15 protein-coding genes are annotated in these 16470 nt (G+C 55.6%); 8 read left to right on the plus strand and 7 right to left on the minus strand.

Features of this window, described 5'->3' with window-relative positions; all coding sequences use genetic code 11:
- Positions 1 to 217 precede the first annotated feature (217 nt).
- Entirely contained in the window at positions 218 to 1012 is a 795-nt protein-coding gene (locus EF096_RS17325; RefSeq protein ID WP_123891044.1) for a hypothetical protein, read from the plus strand.
- A 17-nt stretch (positions 1013 to 1029) separates the two neighbouring features.
- On the opposite strand, the gene EF096_RS17330 is transcribed toward EF096_RS17325, so the two are convergent.
- On the minus strand, positions 1030 to 1602 hold the full coding sequence (locus EF096_RS17330; protein WP_123891045.1) for a Smr/MutS family protein: 573 nt from the start codon (positions 1600 to 1602) through the stop codon (positions 1030 to 1032).
- Positions 1603 to 1698: 96 nt separating this feature from the next.
- Here EF096_RS17330 and prmB point away from each other — a divergent pair, with 96 nt between their 5' ends.
- The gene (prmB, locus tag EF096_RS17335; protein ID WP_123891046.1) at positions 1699 to 2610 is read left to right on the plus strand and encodes a 50S ribosomal protein L3 N(5)-glutamine methyltransferase; all 912 of its coding nucleotides are present in this window, start codon (positions 1699 to 1701) and stop codon (positions 2608 to 2610) included.
- A 12-nt stretch (positions 2611 to 2622) separates the two neighbouring features.
- Here prmB and EF096_RS17340 read toward each other — a convergent pair whose 3' ends face one another.
- Positions 2623 to 3402, minus strand: a complete 780-nt coding sequence (locus EF096_RS17340) for a hypothetical protein (protein WP_123891047.1) — start codon at positions 3400 to 3402, stop codon at positions 2623 to 2625.
- Positions 3403 to 3489: 87 nt separating this feature from the next.
- Positions 3490 to 4263: a sulfite exporter TauE/SafE family protein gene (locus EF096_RS17345; RefSeq protein WP_123891048.1), complete on the minus strand. Its 774-nt coding sequence runs from the start codon at positions 4261 to 4263 to the stop codon at positions 3490 to 3492.
- Between the two features lie 116 nt (positions 4264 to 4379).
- Between EF096_RS17345 and aroC the strand changes: the two genes are divergently transcribed.
- The 3 genes from aroC to EF096_RS17360 are packed head-to-tail and all read left to right on the plus strand — an operon-like array spanning position 4380 to position 7193.
- Positions 4380 to 5471 (plus strand): chorismate synthase, encoded by a 1092-nt coding sequence (aroC, locus tag EF096_RS17350; RefSeq protein WP_123891049.1) that lies wholly within the window; start codon positions 4380 to 4382, stop codon positions 5469 to 5471.
- On the plus strand, positions 5468 to 6640 hold the full coding sequence (locus tag EF096_RS17355; protein ID WP_235869783.1) for an MFS transporter: 1173 nt from the start codon (positions 5468 to 5470) through the stop codon (positions 6638 to 6640). The genes aroC and EF096_RS17355 overlap by 4 nt, the downstream gene beginning before the upstream one ends.
- Before the next feature lie 10 nt (positions 6641 to 6650).
- Entirely contained in the window at positions 6651 to 7193 is a 543-nt protein-coding gene (locus tag EF096_RS17360) for a hypothetical protein (RefSeq protein ID WP_123891050.1), read from the plus strand.
- A 135-nt stretch (positions 7194 to 7328) separates the two neighbouring features.
- Here EF096_RS17360 and EF096_RS17365 read toward each other — a convergent pair whose 3' ends face one another.
- Positions 7329 to 8102: a ferredoxin--NADP reductase gene (locus EF096_RS17365; RefSeq protein WP_123891051.1), complete on the minus strand. Its 774-nt coding sequence runs from the start codon at positions 8100 to 8102 to the stop codon at positions 7329 to 7331.
- A 101-nt stretch (positions 8103 to 8203) separates the two neighbouring features.
- Here EF096_RS17365 and EF096_RS17370 point away from each other — a divergent pair, with 101 nt between their 5' ends.
- Positions 8204 to 9091 (plus strand): LysR family transcriptional regulator, encoded by an 888-nt coding sequence (locus EF096_RS17370; RefSeq protein ID WP_123891052.1) that lies wholly within the window; start codon positions 8204 to 8206, stop codon positions 9089 to 9091.
- Positions 9092 to 9168: 77 nt separating this feature from the next.
- Here the strand turns inward: EF096_RS17370 and EF096_RS17375 are convergent, their stop codons facing one another.
- From EF096_RS17375 to EF096_RS17385, 3 genes are all read right to left on the minus strand, one after another.
- Positions 9169 to 9711: a glycine zipper 2TM domain-containing protein gene (locus EF096_RS17375; protein ID WP_123891053.1), complete on the minus strand. Its 543-nt coding sequence runs from the start codon at positions 9709 to 9711 to the stop codon at positions 9169 to 9171.
- 153 nt (positions 9712 to 9864) lie between these two features.
- Entirely contained in the window at positions 9865 to 13098 is a 3234-nt protein-coding gene (locus EF096_RS17380) for an EAL domain-containing protein (protein WP_123891054.1), read from the minus strand.
- A gap of 225 nt (positions 13099 to 13323) precedes the next feature.
- Positions 13324 to 14214, minus strand: a complete 891-nt coding sequence (locus EF096_RS17385; protein ID WP_123891055.1) for a LysR family transcriptional regulator — start codon at positions 14212 to 14214, stop codon at positions 13324 to 13326.
- 153 nt (positions 14215 to 14367) lie between these two features.
- Here EF096_RS17385 and leuC point away from each other — a divergent pair, with 153 nt between their 5' ends.
- Positions 14368 to 15801, plus strand: coding sequence for a 3-isopropylmalate dehydratase large subunit (leuC, locus tag EF096_RS17390; protein WP_123891056.1), 1434 nt, complete (start codon positions 14368 to 14370; stop codon positions 15799 to 15801).
- Entirely contained in the window at positions 15798 to 16448 is a 651-nt protein-coding gene (gene leuD / locus EF096_RS17395) for a 3-isopropylmalate dehydratase small subunit (protein ID WP_123891057.1), read from the plus strand. The genes leuC and leuD overlap by 4 nt, the downstream gene beginning before the upstream one ends.
- Positions 16449 to 16470 lie beyond the last annotated feature (22 nt).

Raw genomic sequence — 16470 nt, forward strand, 5'->3', positions numbered from 1 at the left:
TAGTCGCCGCGATGCTCTTGCACCATCCGCACGGCTCGTTCACGGACTTCAGGGGAAAACTTGTTTGTCTTGTTCATGGCTTCATCTTCTCAGGAGTTGAAGCCTCCGCGAAACCCGGGGCGGTTCACCGTGCTATTTGAATCTCGTTTTGCGCATCTGGCTGGGTTGCTGGTCGAGCGCTCGCTAGCCATGTACGAAGACCGACAGGGAAAACAAAGTGAAATACTATAAGTTCTGGGTTAAAGAGTCGGTCAAGATTCAGGTTGGTGAGTTCGCGCAGTTCGTTACTGTTCTGTCTGGCTCCAACCAGTCGAAAGACGACGCCAGGCGTGAAGCGACAAAGCGTTCCCGTTATGTTGAGCAGAAAATTAAAGGTGAGGCACCGGAGGATGATTACGAGGCGCCCATCAAGGAACACGTGGACGAGGTGGTGGATGATGCCAATATCATTACCATCTGTCGCTACGGTGCGAGGATCCTTAATACCTGCCAGTACACGGTGCTTGATCTCGATGATTATCCTGTCGATTTTCTGGACATGTTCAGGTCACTGCGCAAGCTGCCGAAGAAGGAACGCATCGTCGCCAAGTTTTTGCAGCGCTTAAGCAAATACCCGGAGCTGGGCACTGACTTTCGTATCTATGAGACGACCAAGGGCGTGCGGGTAATTGGCAAGAAGTACATCGAGCCTTCTGGCAAGGGTTATGCGGCGTTAATGCGCAAGCTGCGGGTTGATTGGCTGTATATCGTCTTGTCGCAAAAGCAGAATTGCTATCGCGCCCGTGTCACGCCCAAGCCTTTTCGTATGAAGTTCAAAACGATCAAAATCAAAAGTCCGCTGGATTGTGAGACTCAGGCGTATCTGGATTGGGCGCAGGAATACGCGGCGGTATCTGCGCGCTATAGCGTGGTCAAGCTGATTCAATCGGTGGGCTCGGATTTTTCCACAGAGCCGGTGATTCGCTTGCACGATAGCCTTTGCAATGAGTCCAGAAGCAGTACCTTGGCCTAGCAAGGTGCTGCGCCGTTTTAGTCGTCGCGACCTTCCAGCATGGTGCGCTTGAGCAGTACATAAACCGACCCTGTGCCGCCGTGGCGGGGGATGCAGGAGGTAAAGGCCAGCACGCTGGTGTGTTGCCGCAGCCAAGTGTTGACGTGGCTTTTCAGGATAGGGGTGCGGCCGTCTTTGCGCTGCGCCTTGCCATGGGTTACGCGCACGCAGCGAATCTCTTGCTTGACCGCTTCGGCGAGGAATGCCCAGAGGTCTTCGCGGGCGCGCTCGACTGTCATGCCATGCAGGTCAATTGAGCCATCAAAGGGGATTTGCGCGCTCTTGAGTTTGCGTAGCTGGCTCATTTGCACGCCATTGCCGCCCCACATCAACTCTTCTTCCGGCGCCACATCAATCACAAATTGATCTGACAGGCCGTCCATGACGATCTGGGTTGCGCTGTGGGTTGCGCGGGCGCGACTGGCAGCAATTCGAGCGCGATCAGCTTTGGCTTTGCCAACATCAGCTTGCTGTTGTTTGAGCGGTTTGACACCTTTGATGGCCTGCTGGAACAGGTTTTCGTCATCGGGTCCGACGTTATCCTGAGACATTGTCCACTAGTCTGCTGCTAAAAAAACGAAGTGTACCAGTAGTCGCTGGCACGCGGCAGCGTAGAATGGACGCCTGACTGGACAAGGATTTACATCATGAGTGAATACGCTGCACTGAAAAGTGTTCAGGACTTGATACGTTGGGGCGTCAGCCGCTTTCATCAGGCCGAGCTGTACTTTGGCCACGGTACTGATAACGCTTGGGATGAGTCACGCCTGCTGGTATTGCACGCGCTGTATTTACCCTGGGAAACGCCAGAAAGCTACTTGCAGTGTCGAGTGACCGAAGAGGAGCGTGAGGCCGCGGTAGGGCTGTTGCTGGAACGGGTGCGCCTGCGTATTCCGGCGGCGTATCTCACCGGCCATGCGCGCTTTGCCGGGCTGGAGTTTATTGTGGATGACCGCGTGCTGGTACCGCGCTCGCCCATTGCCGAGTTAATTGATTCGCGCTTTGCTCCCTGGCTAGAACGCGATCCGGAGCGAATTCTGGATTTGTGCACTGGCAGTGGCTGCATCGGTATTGCCTGTGCTATCGCGTTCGACGAGTCTGAGGTGGTGTTGGCGGATCTGTCTGCCGATGCCTTGGCTGTCGCGGAAGCCAATATTGATATGCACGGGCTGACGGAGCGTGTCGAGGCGCGTTGGTCAGACGGCTTTGATGGCTTGGCCGGCGAGCGCTTTGATCTGATTGTGAGTAATCCACCTTATGTGGATGCCGAAGACATGGATGGCCTGCCGGATGAATACCACCACGAGCCGGAAATGGGCTTGGCTGCCGGTGATGATGGTCTGGACCTGGTTAGGCGCATGCTGGCCGAAGCAGCCGACTACCTTACCGAAGAGGGTGTGTTGGTAATCGAAGTGGGTAACAGCATGGTGCACGTGATGGCTGAGTGGCCTGAAGTTGACTTTGAGTGGGTCAAGTTCGCGCATGGTGGGCATGGGGTTTTTGTACTCAGTGCCGAGCAATGCCGTCACTTTCAGCCGCTATTTGCTGGTGGCCGCTAACACGAACGGCGTTTAACGTAGTACGACCCAGAGCAGCATCAGCGCCTGAAAAATGCAGAATACGATCAGGCAACCGATAGCAAAGCGGTTGCCTATATCGGTGCGCTTATAGTTGGCAATCATGTTTTGCAGCTGGTTAAGCTGCACAGTCTGCTTGTGGTTGAGTGCTTCATGTTCACGTAGCTGGCCGAGTAAGCTGTTGATCTGCAGGGGCTGAATCTTTTCGGTGTTCCAGCTGCCGATCAAATCGTTCACGCGATTAGCCATAGCAACGCTGTTTTTGCTTTCTTCATCCAGCGTGTTAATGCTGAAGCCCGCTCGCGTGAGGATCTGCTCCAGCGCGGTACGGGCATCGTTATTGCTGAAATTCTCGGTGTTCAGGCTGATTGGGGTAACTGCATAGTCGCCACAGTAGCGCTGACACCAGTGAATCAATTGCGCCAGCATGAACATGCCCAGGCCGCGTTGTGCTGGCTGAATGCTGAGATCACTGATAGGACCGAAGCGTACTCGCTTCCGTTTGTGATCGACCAGCACTTCAAGGCGATTGCCAGAGGCGGGCAGTGCTTCACCTTCAAACCGCACCTGAAGTCGCAATAGCTCCAGCAGGCCGAGCTTTTCCTGGGTGACGGCAATCTGGGCGAGCTTTTCCTGATGAACCAGTATCCTGGCTTTGAACACCGGTTTGAGCTGAACCCAGTAGAAGTCTGACGGTTTGGCACGCGCAAAGGGGTCACGCGCGACTTCCGCTTCCGGGCTGGCTTCTGAGGTTGAGGTGTCTATTTCGCTCATTACGGGTCCTGGGTTAGTACCGCGGTCACACGAGAGTTATCGGCGTTCGCAGTCTTTTCTGTAATTTATCTGCATGTTTTGCAAAAGTCATGCAAAGCCTGTGGTGATGGCTTGCCAGGCCAGGCGTATGGCAAGCAGGGTGAGGGCCAGATTAAACAGTCGGGTGAAGTGTCGATCACTAATACGCGAGAGTATGTGCAATCCTAGCCAGGTGCCCAAGGCACCGGCGGCTATCATGGCGGCAATGAGCGGTAGCCAGTTGTGAAATACAAAGCCCGCTGCACCAAAGGCCAGGGATTTGGGGGCATGTTGCAGCGTCATGGCGGCAGCGAAGGTGGCAACGGTTTGCATGCGATTGTTGGCGTGTTGTTGCTTGATGAAAGCCGCAACGAGCGGTCCGGTGGCACCCACAAAGAGACTGAGAAAGCTGGTTAGCGTAGAGGCCAGTAGCGTACCTATTTTACCGGTAGCTACCTTGGGTATAGCTGGTCCCCAGCAGAGCAGCAGGATAAACAGGGCGATGCTGAGCTGGATGGCACCCAGCGGCAAGTTGATCAAAAGACGGCTGGCCAGCCAGGCACCAAGGATCACACCCGGCAGAAACCAGGCGATGACCCGAAGGTTGATATGCCGCCAGGTCATCAGCGCGCGATTGGCGTTGGAGCCGAGCTGAACCATGCCATGCACCGGTATGATCGCTGCGGTTGGCATGCTCAGCGCCATGATCGCCAGCAGCATCACGCCGCCGCCGGCGCCTAATGCGGCGGTGATCATTGAGGTAATGGCTGAGCAGACAATCAATGCCAGTGCCAGCAGGGGGGAGAAATGCTCGGGCAGCAACTGCGCCAAAAAGCCTGGCATACTGAATCCTGTGAGGTTGGCAGGCTGCTAGCCTAGCGGGTTGATTTCAAGCTGTCACCCACGCAGAGCGGACGGTATACTGCCCAACTGCCTTCGCTTACATCAGGTTTAGTCTTATGTCTGGAAACACCCTTGGAACCCTCTTCACCGTCACCACCGCCGGTGAAAGTCATGGTCCTGCTCTAGTCGCCATTGTTGATGGTTGCCCGCCAGGACTGGCACTGTCGAGCGCCGATCTGCAGTTTGATCTTGATCGGCGCAAGCCCGGGACCAGCCGACACACTACCCAGCGTCAGGAAGCGGACGAGGTCGAGATTCTGTCGGGTGTGTTTGAGGGGGTCACCACCGGTTGCCCGATTGGGTTGCTGATTCGCAACACGGATCAGAAGTCCAAGGACTACTCCGCAATTAAAGATGTTTTCCGGCCGGCGCATGCCGACTATACCTATCATCATAAGTACGGCGTACGCGATTACCGTGGTGGCGGCCGTTCTTCTGCGCGTGAAACCGCTATGCGGGTTGCGGCGGGTGCTATTGCCAAGAAGTATCTGGCGGCGCAGGGTATTCAGATCCGCGGCTACATGAGTCAACTGGGTCCTATCGAGATCCCATTCAAGAGCTGGGATGGGGTTAACGATAATGCGTTTTTCAGCGCTGACCCGGATAAGATCCCCGAGCTTGAAGCTTACATGGATCAACTTCGTCGCGATCAGGATTCGGTCGGCGCGAAGATCACCGTCGTCGCCGACGGTGTGCCGCCAGGTTTGGGTGAGCCGGTTTTTGATCGCCTGGACGCCGAGCTGGCATACGCGTTGATGAGCATCAACGCGGTTAAGGGTGTGGAGGTGGGCGCAGGCTTTGCCTCGGTGGCGCAGCGCGGCACTGAACATCGCGATGAACTCACCCCGGAGGGGTTTGTCAGCAACCACGCCGGCGGTGTATTGGGCGGTATTTCTTCCGGTCAGCCGATCGTTGCCAGCCTGGCGCTCAAGCCGACATCCAGCATAACGACGCCTGGCCGCTCGATTGACGTCAATGGCGAGGCGATCGATATGATCACCAAGGGCCGCCATGATCCTTGTGTTGGCATTCGCGCCACGCCCATTGCCGAGGCAATGATGGCGCTGGTGTTGATCGATCATCTGCTGCGCCAGCGCGCGCAGAATGCAGACGTTAAGGTCAATACGCCGGTACTGGGCCAGCTTTGAGCTCAGCGCTTCAAGAGGAAGGGGTTGGCAGCCAGCCCTTGCCTTACTGGCGCCTCTCTGGTTTTTACTTTAGCTATTTTGCCCTCTTGGGCGGGGTAGCTCCCTTTCTTGCATTGTATTTTGAATCCCTGGGTTTTTCTGCTGCGCGCATTGGCGAGCTGGTGGCTATTCCGATGCTGATGCGTTGCCTTGCGCCCAATTTATGGGGATGGATTGGCGACGCTACCGGCCAGCGGTTGCTGATTGTGCGCCTGGGCGCCATCTTCACTGCGCTAAGCTTCGCCGCTATTTTTTATCGCCAGGACTACTGGTGGTTGGCGGCTGTGATGGCATTGCACGCGTTCTTCTGGCACGCGATCCTGCCGCAGTTTGAGGCTATCACGCTGGCTCATTTAAAAGAGCAGGCCTCGCGCTACAGCCAGGTTCGGCTATGGGGCTCGGTTGGCTTTATCCTCACGGTGGTGTTGCTGGGTGAGGTGCTGGAGCGCTTCGGGATGGTGGCTTATCCGCGCGTGTTGTTAGCGGTCATGTGCGTGATTATCGGCTGTAGCATGCTGATTCCGGCGCCGCCTTCATTTGCTATCAATCGTGTGGTCGGAGATGGTCTGCTGGCGCAGCTGCGCCGCCCTGGCGTGCTGGCGTTTTTTCTCTGCGTCGCGTTGATGCAGTTGTCGCATGGGCCTTATTACACCTTTCTGAGCATTCATCTGGAAGACCTCGGTTACAGCCGCAGCGTTATTGGCCTGTTATGGGCATTGGGTGTGTTGGCAGAAATTGTGCTTTTTTTGTTGATGCGACCGCTTTTGGCACGTTTCAGCCTGAAGTCATTGTTGGTAGCCAGTTTTGCTCTGGCGTCAATGCGCTGGGTGCTGCTGGGTAATCTGGCGGACTCGCTGCTCACCTTGCTGTTGGCCCAGTGCCTGCACGCGGCTACATTTGGTGCTTTTCATGTGTCGGCCATTCATTTTGTGCAGCACAAATTCAGCGCACGGCTGCAAGGGCAGGGGCAGGCATTCTATGCGACCTTGGCCGGGGTTGGCGGAGCTTTGGGTGCACTTTACTCTGGCTACGTCTGGGATAGTCTGGGAGCGGCCTGGACCTTTGGTATAGCGTCGCTGGCGGCGCTGGCCGGTGCAATCATTTTGGCGCTGTGTTTGCAGCGAGACTAAGGAACGAGTGATGAGTATTCTGGCGATGTATGAAGGCGGGCAGTGGCATTGCCCGGCGCGGGTGTTGACCCATCTGGACGACATTACGACAGCTCTGGCCGAGCAGGGCGTTGAGCTGATGCGGCTCGCTACGCCACTGGCTACCGACTCAGCCGAGTTACTGAACCAGTGTGCCGCCTTGATTGTTACCAAGGGCTTGCCTGAGCCCCTGGTAAGCCGTAAGGATGAACGCGATGGTGTTCCTGGCTACGCCGAGGTGCCGACTCAGCTTGCGGCAGAGGAGGTGACGCGCTCGGCCGGCAAGTGGTTGCTGCTCTGCGCCGGTCAGGCCAGGCTCTGCGTTGGTGAGGCTGGCGGCGTCACTGGTCGGGCCTCGGTATTGGCTTGTCATGTTGGTGATCTGCTGTGGCTTCCCGCTGGTATGGAATGGGCGCTGGTGCCCGCGCCTAGCCACTCTTGTCGCTGGCTCAGTATGGCAAGTGATGAAGCTGCGCTGAACGACTCTGATACCAAACAGTCAAAGCTCAGTGAGTTGCAGCTTTTGGATATCTGATGGGTAGCCAAGTTGCCGGCCCCCGTGGTACCAGAATGTAGCCAGCACACCTGTTTTTTAGCGGTGCCATAGACACAAAAAAGCCCCGGCGTGATCAACACGCCGGGGCTTTTTTTATTTGTTACTCAGGTACGCTTACTTCTCTACGAAAGCGCGCTCAATAACGTAGTGCCCCTGGTCGCCATGGCGGGCTTCCATAAAGCCTTTGGCGTCGAGGATTTCACAGCAGTCTTTCAGCATGCTGGGGCTGCCGCAGAGCATGAAGCGGTCTTGCTCGAGATCAAACTGGGGCAGGCCGATATCGTCAAATAGCTTGCCACTGGTCATCAGATCAGTCAGCCGGCCTTCGTTACGAAACGGCTCACGGGTGACCGTGGGGTAATAGATCAGCTTGTCGCGCACCATGTCGCCAAAGTATTCGTGGTTTGGCAGCTCGTTGGTGATCAGGTCTTCATAAGCCAGCTCGCGAACGTGACGGCAGCCGTGAGTGATGATGACCTTGTCATATTGCTCGTAGGTTTCCGGGTCTTGAATGATGCTGATAAAGGGTGCCAGGCCGGTGCCGGTGCTGAGCAAATACAGATTGCGGCCGGGCAGCAGGTGATCCAGGACCAGCGTGCCGGTGGGCTTGCGGCTGATCATGATCTGGTCGCCGGGCTGGATGTTCTGCAGGCGCGAGGTCAGCGGGCCATCCGGCACCTTGATGCTGAAGAACTCCAGCGTTTCTTCATAGTTGGGGCTGGCGATGCTGTAGGCGCGCATCAGTGGGCGGCCTTCGACCTCAAGGCCGATCATGATGAAGTGGCCGTTCTTGAAGCGGAACCCCGGATCGCGGGTCGTCTTGAAGCTGAACAGGTTGTCTGTCCAGTGATTAACGCTGAGTACCGTTTCGTTATTGAAGCCCGCCATGTCGCCTCCCGGCATGAATGAAGTATTGGCGTGGAGTCTACATCCCGTTAACCTATCGGATAAATGGATTATTGTTATTACTGTATTCGGGAAAACCGATTATGAAATATACCCTGCGTCAGCTTGAGGTCTTTCTCGCAACCGCCCACCACGAGAACCTGACGCGTGCGGCGACCAGTCTTGCGATGTCGCAATCTGCTGCGAGCAGCGCGTTGAAAGATTTGGAGAGCCAGTTTGACGTCCAGTTGTTCGATCGCGTGGGTAAGCGACTGCAGCTTAATGAGCTGGGGCAGAGCATCAGACCCAAGGCGCAGGCGCTGTTGGAGCAAGCCAGGGGGCTGGAAAGCGCTCTGGCAAGACACCAGGACATTGGTCACTTGAAGGTGGGCGCTACGCTGAGTATTGGCAACTATCTTGCTGTCGAGATTATGGCGCGCTACATGGGTGAGCAGGAAGGCGCGCGCGTCGAGTTGGAAGTAGCCAACACTGAGACCATAGTGCGCAAGGTGGCGAATTTCGAGCTGGATATCGGCTTGATTGAGGGTGAAACGCGGCACCCTGAGCTCGAGTTACTGCATTGGCGCGATGATGAGTTGACCGTATTCTGCGCGCCGGATCACCCATGGGCCGGACGCCCCTGGTTGAGTGATGACGAATTGCTGGAGGCGCAGTGGATCGTGCGTGAGCAGGGCTCAGGTACGCGCCAGCACTTTGAATGGGCAATGCAGGGGCTACTGCCTCACTTGCAGATCAAGCTGGAGCTGCAGCATACCGAGGCGATCAAGCGTGCAGTGGAGGCGGGTTTGGGGGTGGGTTGCCTATCAGAGATTACGCTGGTGGACGCTTTTCGGCGTGGCAGTCTGGTACCGCTTCCGGTACCGCAGCGAAATTTTCATCGCCGCTTTTACTTTGCGATGCACCGGCAGAAATTTCGTAGCGCAGGTATCGAGCGTTGGTTACAGCTTTGTCGCAGCAGTTTGGAGGAGTAGTGCGGTTGCTTGGGTAATCGGCCGAATAAAAAGGCATCCGGGTTAAGGGATGCCTTTTCACTGACTGCAGGGTAAAACTATTGCTGGTTACGGCTGAGTACCAATTCGCCGTCTTTCAGCGGAATGCTATCGCCCGGATCGTGATCCATTCGCACTGAGCCGGTCTGCTCTCCAATTTCATACTTTACCTGGTAGCCGACCACTTCATCGTGCTTGTCGTAAACAGTGTCGCAGCGACGCTCCATGGTGGTGTAAGTGTCGTTGGCCTGCATTCGCTCCTGAGTTTTATTGCCGGCATAACCACCTGCCGCAGCACCTGCTACCGTGGCAATTTTCTTGCCGTTACCACCACCGACCTGGTTACCCAATACGCCACCAATCACGGCGCCTGCTACCGAGCCGAGAACCTGGTGCTGATCCTGCACGGGTCTTTGCCGGGTGACGGCAACATCGTTACAGACTTCGCGTGGGGTACTTTTGGTTTCCTTGATCTCACTAACATCAAGAACGTTGGCCTGGTCGGGCGTTTTGTCCGCGAACGCGGTATAGCCCGCAATAGCGCCGCCTGCTGTGGCAACTGCCGCTCCAATTAGAACACCGGTCAACATAGACTTGTTCATGATGAATACTCCTGCTCTCTCTTTTATTCACGGCAGCGGCCGTGGTCTACGCAGATATAGACTAAGACTGACTGTACAGGTTCAATTCGCAGGTGCGTATTTCGAGGGGCTGGTTTTGCATGTGTGACGCGATAGGCATTGCGAGGTCGTTTTTCAGGTTTGCTGCCGTGAGTTAAGCAAAAGTCGAAAGGCGTGCTCATCTACCGGTGGGCTAAATAAATAGCCTTGGTAATGATCGCAGCCCAACTCGTGCAAAAAAATCAGTTGCTCGGTCGTTTCTACCCCTTCCGCGATCAAGTCCATGCGCAGACTGGAGGCGATAGCAATGATCGCGCGGATGATTTCGGCGTCATTGGGGTTGCTCGTGCACTCGCGTACGAAGGACTGGTCAATCTTGAGCAAGTCAACCGGGAGTTTTTTCAGATAACTGAGTGAGGAGTAGCCGGTACCAAAATCGTCAATAGCAAAATGCACGCCGCGCTCACGCAGAAAATTCATTTTATCGATAGTATCCGCTACGTTTTGAATGACGATACCTTCGATGATCTCCAGTTTAAGGCATTGGGGGGGGATGCTATAGGTCTCTATCGCCTGCAGTACGTCGCTGACAAAGCTACTTTGACGGAACTGGCGGGGGCTAATATTGATGCTGAGACTGAAGGTGTTGGCGTCTATTGCGCCTTCCTGCAATAGGCGTGAGACAAAGCAACAGGCTTCCAGTAATACCCATTCGCCAACTGGCAGTATAAGGCCGGTCTCTTCCAGTACATGCATGAAGGCGCCCGGGACTACCGTCCCCTTGTGCGGATGCTGCCAGCGTATTAGCGCCTCTGCGCCCTCGATTGCGCGGGTAAGATGATTGATCTGCGGTTGGTAATAGAGCACAAACTCCTTTTCCTTCAGTGCGCCGCGTAGCTCGGATTCGATGGCTAGACGTTCGCTGGCAGCGACCTGCATGGTCTGCTCGAAAAAGGCGATGCCGTTGCGGCCCAGTTCTTTCACTTTATACAGCGCGATATCAGCCCGTTTCAGCAGGTCGTCGGGCGTGCTTCCATGCTCGGGCATCAAGGCCACCCCAATACTGGCGCTTAGCTGTAGCGTGTGCCCGTCAATCTGCATGGGGTCGGAGATGGCATTGAGCAGCTTTCTAGCCGTGCATTCAACCTCCTGTTCCAGTTGCCGCCCGCTGGCCTCTAGCCCACTGAGCAGCACAACAAACTCGTCGCCACCCAAGCGAGCAACGGTATCCTCTGCGCGTACCAGGGTGAGCAGTCGTGATGTGACTTCCTGAAGCACGGCGTCACCGCAGGAGTGTCCCAGCGAATCATTGATATGCTTGAAGTGATCAAGGTCAAAGAACAACAAGGCGCCATGCATATTATGGCGGTTATTGAGTGCGTTCAGTTGACTGAGGCGATCGCTCAGCAGGAGGCGGTTGGGTAAATTGGTGAGCGCGTCATGGTAAGCAAGGTGCTTTACCTTGGCCTCGATCAGTTTCTGCTCAGTGACATCCCTGGAGGTAAGCAGGATACAGTCGATGCCATCGATATTTAGTGGCTGCACGGATACGGCAACCTGCATCTGTGTACCCATGCGGGTATTGACCGTCATTTCGTGATGGTGCACGCGGCCATGCCGGTCCAGTTCGTCTATCAGTGTCTGCCGGTCCGATGCTTGCGCCCAGATATTTAACTCTTGTGCGGTTTTGCCGATCACCTCCTCCGCGCTGTAGCCGGTAAGGCGGGTAAAGCCGTCGTTGACTTCAAGGTGCTTACCGCTGATTTTTTCAGTAATGCTAATGCTATCCGGGCTGCCCTTGAAAGCACGCGCGAATTTATCTTCTGAGGCGCGCAACGCGGCTTCGGCCTGCTTGCGCGCCGTGATATCACGAAAGCTGAACAGCACGCAGGGCTGGCGATTGATACTGAGATTGGAGGTGGACACTTCGCAGATCAATAGCTTGCCCTGATAAGTGGCAAAGGTTTCGATCAGCCCATTGAGCACGCGCTTGCCGCGGATGGCGTCGTCTAGCGGGGCATGCATCTCCGCTTTGCTCCATACGCCGGCCTCATCTGGCGTGTGACCAACGATACTTTGTGGCGTATGTCCAAAGGTGCTGGTAAAACTGAGGTTGACCTCGATAATTCGGCGACTCTGGCTGTGCACCAGGCAATAGGGGTCCGGGGCGCCTTGAAATAGCGCTGCGAATTTGGCTTCGCTGTCGACCAGCGCTTTTTCACTTTTTCGGCGCACAGTGATGTCGAGCAATGTGCCGACCAGTCTTACCGGTTTGCCAGCGTCGTTCCTATGCAGTGTGGCCGTTGCTTCGATCCAGCGCTCTTTGCTATCGCTGTTCAGTACGCGGTAAGTCAACTTGTGGTAGCGGTTCTGGCTGCGGCAGATAGATAGGTAGGCGCGCCTTAAGCTGCGTTGGTCTATCGGTAATACATGCTGGGTAAAACTACGAATATTGCCTTCAATATGGTCTGCCGCAAGTCCATTCAATTCGGCGCTACGCGGTGAGCAGTGCAGCTCACCACTGCTTATTTGCCAGTCCCATACGCCCATTTCACTGGCATCCAATGCTCGATTCAGGCGCTCCTGACTTTCGTTTAGGGCTTTCTCGTTTAATTTTTGCGCGGTAATGTCCCGTGCGGTAACAACCAGGCAGGTACGACCGGCTAGCTGCACTGTTTTTGCATGCACTAGTACGTCATAGGGTTCACTACCTGGTTTTATTTGAACCCGGATCTCTTCACTGTCCAGGCGTCCGCGACGCTTCAGCTGCGAAAGTAGGCGAGCAGCAGTCTCGGTATCGAGTATCTGCATCGCGCTGAGCTTTTTATTGACGCAATCACTGTTGCTCAGGCCCGTGAGCCGTTCGAACTTGCTGTTGACCTCCAAAATGTAGCCATCGGAGTCGATCAGCAGCAGTGCTTCGCCTGTGGCGTTGAAAATCTTTAGGTGTCGTTCATCTATACCGGTGGTAGCTGGCGCCGACGGACGCTCTTGCTGCAAGGTTATCAACAGGCAGCTCGATCCCGGGCTGATCGGTTCTATGTTCAGTATGCAGTGTTGAAGGCTACCGTTGCGGCTGCACACTTCATGGCGCACGCCCCTCAGTGTTTTGTTCTGATCCAGCTTGCGCAGCAAGTTGTCCCAGCGATCGCTACCGCACCATAGTGGAAAGTTATTGGCTGGTTGGCCGACGATGCGCTGCGCCTGCCAGCCGAATAGTTGCGTAAAGGCGTCGTTGACCTGGATTACCCGTTGACTGCTGGCATCCACCAGCATTCCGGCGGCCGGCATGGTCGCAAAGAGAGTAGCGAATGCACTACCTGTATTAGCCAGTAGGTCGGCTGGAAATGCACCGGTGGTAGGTGACATAGATTCTCCGCGGGCTTAACTAATCCTTTAGATCAAGAAGCCTCGCACGGCTGGGCTTTTAAGCTTTTGCATGCGGCACTCTCGGCCTCTTGTTGCCGGGCACAAGGGCATTCTTTGCCTTCGTTTTTAAGCCGCAGCATGGCGATGATTCGCCTGACTGGGTTCGTAATGCAACTTAGTCTCTCTCCAAGATAGCCCCTGTGGCTAGGTGCAACAAGCAAGGGTTCACGCTTTTTCACCTTTTATATCTCCCGCCTGCTGTAAAAGCTTAATGAGTGCCAGCGCCGCATTGGAGCGGGTGCGACCGCTGTGCCAAATGCAGCCAAGGTCACGCTGCATCTGTATGCCGGGAATTGCCAGCGCCTTGACCTGCTCGTCGAGCATGCTGCGCGGCAGCACACTCCAGGCCAGGCCAATGGAAACCATCATCTTGATGGTTTCCATGTAGTTGGTGCTCATGCTGATATTAGGGGTGATCTTGTGCAGCTCAAACAAGGTGCTGACGATCCTGTGCGTGAAGGTGTTAACGCCGGGGAACACGGCGGGATATTCCGCCAACTGGGCCAGCTCCAGTTGGCTTGACTGCGTCAGCGGGTGTTCGGGCGCAATGACCAGATCCAGTGGGTCATGCCAGATAAGCTCCGATACCACGGGCGCTTCAACCTCGGGGGCGAGGGTGATGACGGCTAGCTCAATCTCACCGTGCAACACCTTTTCGTAGGCGATCTCCGAGTCGAGGAACTGAATGTCCAGTGCGACCTTGGGGTAGGCGCGGGTGAACTCGCGCAGGATCGGAGGCAAGCGGTGCAGGCCAATGTGATGACTGGTCGCCATGCTGAGACGCCCTTGTACATTGTCGGATAGATTGCTTAGCGCTCGGCGCGTATCATTCAGCAACCCCAAAACCTCATGCGCTCTGGGTTTGAGTGCGCGCCCAGCTTCCGTCAAGGCGACTTTGCGGCCGATGCGATCAAACAGACGCGCGTTCAGCTGTTGCTCCAGCATGGCGATGCGCTTGCTGACGGCCGGTTGGGTTAGATGGAGTTGTTCCGCTGCGCGCGAGAATGAACCCGTTGTTGCTACCGCGAGAAAGGCAGAAAGGTTGGCGGTATCCATCTCGAATTCCTTTTGGTTATCTATTTAATAAATAATATTCCTTTGTTTTATCTTTGGCTAAATTTTATCCTTGGCCCGTTCAAAGAATCGCTGCGCCCCGGGCATCTCCGGTGATGGTCGATAGCGGTCATAGTCTGATTTGAGGAGTACCGCATGTCTGCGAAAACGCTTTACGACAAGCTGTGGGACAACCATCTGGTTAAGCAGCGCGATGATGGTTCGGCATTGATCTATATAGATCGCCAGTTGCTGCACGAAGTAACTTCGCCACAAGCGTTTGAAGGCCTGCGCCTGGCTGGCCGCAAGCCATGGCGGATTGACGCCAACCTGGCGACGCCGGATCACAACGTGCCCACCACCAATCGGGCTGCGGGTGTCTCAGGCATTGATGATGCGGTGTCCAAGCTGCAGGTCGTCACCCTCGACGATAACTGTAACGAGTTCGGTATTGTCGAGTTTCAGATGACCGATCGCCGCCAGGGTATTGTTCACGTAGTCGGGCCGGAGCAGGGCGCAACACTGCCAGGTATGACCATTGTTTGTGGTGATTCGCATACCGCGACGCACGGCGCTTTTGCTGCCTTGGCCCATGGTATCGGTACCTCTGAAGTCGAGCATGTGTTGGCTACCCAGTGCCTGGTTGCCAAAAAAATGAAGAACATGCTGGTCAACGTTGAGGGCAAACTGGGCTTTGGCGTCACGGCGAAAGACGTGGTGCTGGCGGTTATTGGCAAAATCGGTACTGCCGGTGGTAACGGGCATGCCATTGAGTTTGCCGGTTCAGCCATTCGCGACCTGTCGGTTGAAGGCCGTATGACTATCTGCAATATGGCGATTGAAGCGGGCGCGCGCGTTGGCCTGGTGGCGTGCGACGAGAAGACCGTCGAATACGTGAAGGGTCGTCCTTATGCGCCCAAGGGTGCTGACTGGGCAGTGGCCGTCGAGTCCTGGCAAGATCTGGTCTCCGATGCGGATGCGCATTTTGACACTGTGGTAGACCTGAACGCGGCGGAGATCAAGCCGCAGGTCTCTTGGGGTACTTCCCCGGAAATGGTCGTCGCCGTTGATGCACTGGTGCCGGATCCGGCTCAGGAAGCTGATTCGGTCAAGCGCAGCGGCTATCAGCGCGCGCTGCAGTACATGGGCCTGGAGGCCAATCAGCCAATTACTTCTATTCAGCTTGATCGTGTATTTATCGGCTCTTGCACCAACTCGCGCATTGAAGACCTGCGCGCCGCTGCCGCCGTTGCCAAGGGTCGCAGTGTTGCGCCCAGCATCAAGCAGGCGATGGTTGTCCCCGGCTCTGGTCTGGTCAAGGAGCAGGCAGAACAGGAAGGCCTGGATGTGATCTTCAAGGCTGCCGGTTTTGAGTGGCGTGATCCGGGCTGCTCCATGTGCCTGGCTATGAACCCAGACAAACTGGAGTCGGGTGAGCATTGTGCTTCGACCTCAAACCGCAATTTTGAGGGGCGTCAGGGCAACGGTGGGCGTACCCATTTGGTCAGCCCTGCCATGGCCGCCGCCGCCGCGATCGCTGGTCACTTTGTCGATGTACGTGAAATGATGAATCAGGAGGTGAGCGCATGAAGCCATTTACTCAACACACTGGCCTGGTAGCGCCGCTGGATCGTGCCAACGTAGACACCGATCAGATCATTCCCAAGCAGTTTCTCAAGTCGATCAAGCGCACTGGCTTTGGCCAGAATCTGTTTGATGAGTGGCGCTATATGGATGAGGGCAAGCCGGGTGAGGACTGTGCTAACCGTCCGTTGAATACCGATTTTGTGCTTAACCAGCCACGCTATCAGGGTGCTAGCGTGCTGCTGGCGCGTAAGAACTTTGGCTGCGGTTCGAGCCGTGAGCATGCGCCATGGGCCTTGGAAGAATACGGCTTTCGCACCATTCTGGCGCCCAGTTATGCCGATATTTTTTATAACAACAGCTTTAAGAATGGCTTGTTACCCATTGTTTTGCCTGAAGAAGATATCGACTATCTGTTTGATCAGGCGGAAGCGCAAGAGGGTTATGAGCTGACGGTTGATCTTGAGGCGCAGACCGTTATCTGCCCTGATGGCAGGACCTACAGTTTTGAAGTGGACGCGTTCCGTAAGCACTGCCTGCTTAATGGTCTGGACGACATTGGCCTGACGTTGCAGGACGCCGATGCCATTGCGGCGTTTGAGCAGAAGCACAAGCAGAGTCAGCCTTGGCTGTTCGGTGCAATTCAGCCGTAACCGATACGCCTTGAACCGGCGA

This window comes from Pseudomonas neustonica, assembly GCF_003797945.1.
GTDB classification, from domain to species: domain Bacteria; phylum Pseudomonadota; class Gammaproteobacteria; order Pseudomonadales; family Pseudomonadaceae; genus Halopseudomonas; species Halopseudomonas neustonica.

Coding starts and splice junctions, on each gene's coding strand:
- EF096_RS17330 (WP_123891045.1), bottom strand. CDS start 1,602: ATGTCTCAGGATAACGTCGGACCCGATGACGAAAACCTGTTCCAGCAG.
- prmB (WP_123891046.1), top strand. CDS start 1,699: ATGAGTGAATACGCTGCACTGAAAAGTGTTCAGGACTTGATACGTTGG.
- EF096_RS17340 (WP_123891047.1), bottom strand. CDS start 3,402: ATGAGCGAAATAGACACCTCAACCTCAGAAGCCAGCCCGGAAGCGGAA.
- EF096_RS17345 (WP_123891048.1), bottom strand. CDS start 4,263: ATGCCAGGCTTTTTGGCGCAGTTGCTGCCCGAGCATTTCTCCCCCCTG.
- aroC (WP_123891049.1), top strand. CDS start 4,380: ATGTCTGGAAACACCCTTGGAACCCTCTTCACCGTCACCACCGCCGGT.
- EF096_RS17360 (WP_123891050.1), top strand. CDS start 6,651: ATGAGTATTCTGGCGATGTATGAAGGCGGGCAGTGGCATTGCCCGGCG.
- EF096_RS17365 (WP_123891051.1), bottom strand. CDS start 8,102: ATGGCGGGCTTCAATAACGAAACGGTACTCAGCGTTAATCACTGGACA.
- EF096_RS17370 (WP_123891052.1), top strand. CDS start 8,204: ATGAAATATACCCTGCGTCAGCTTGAGGTCTTTCTCGCAACCGCCCAC.
- EF096_RS17375 (WP_123891053.1), bottom strand. CDS start 9,711: ATGAACAAGTCTATGTTGACCGGTGTTCTAATTGGAGCGGCAGTTGCC.
- EF096_RS17380 (WP_123891054.1), bottom strand. CDS start 13,098: ATGTCACCTACCACCGGTGCATTTCCAGCCGACCTACTGGCTAATACA.
- EF096_RS17385 (WP_123891055.1), bottom strand. CDS start 14,214: ATGGATACCGCCAACCTTTCTGCCTTTCTCGCGGTAGCAACAACGGGT.
- leuC (WP_123891056.1), top strand. CDS start 14,368: ATGTCTGCGAAAACGCTTTACGACAAGCTGTGGGACAACCATCTGGTT.
- leuD (WP_123891057.1), top strand. CDS start 15,798: ATGAAGCCATTTACTCAACACACTGGCCTGGTAGCGCCGCTGGATCGT.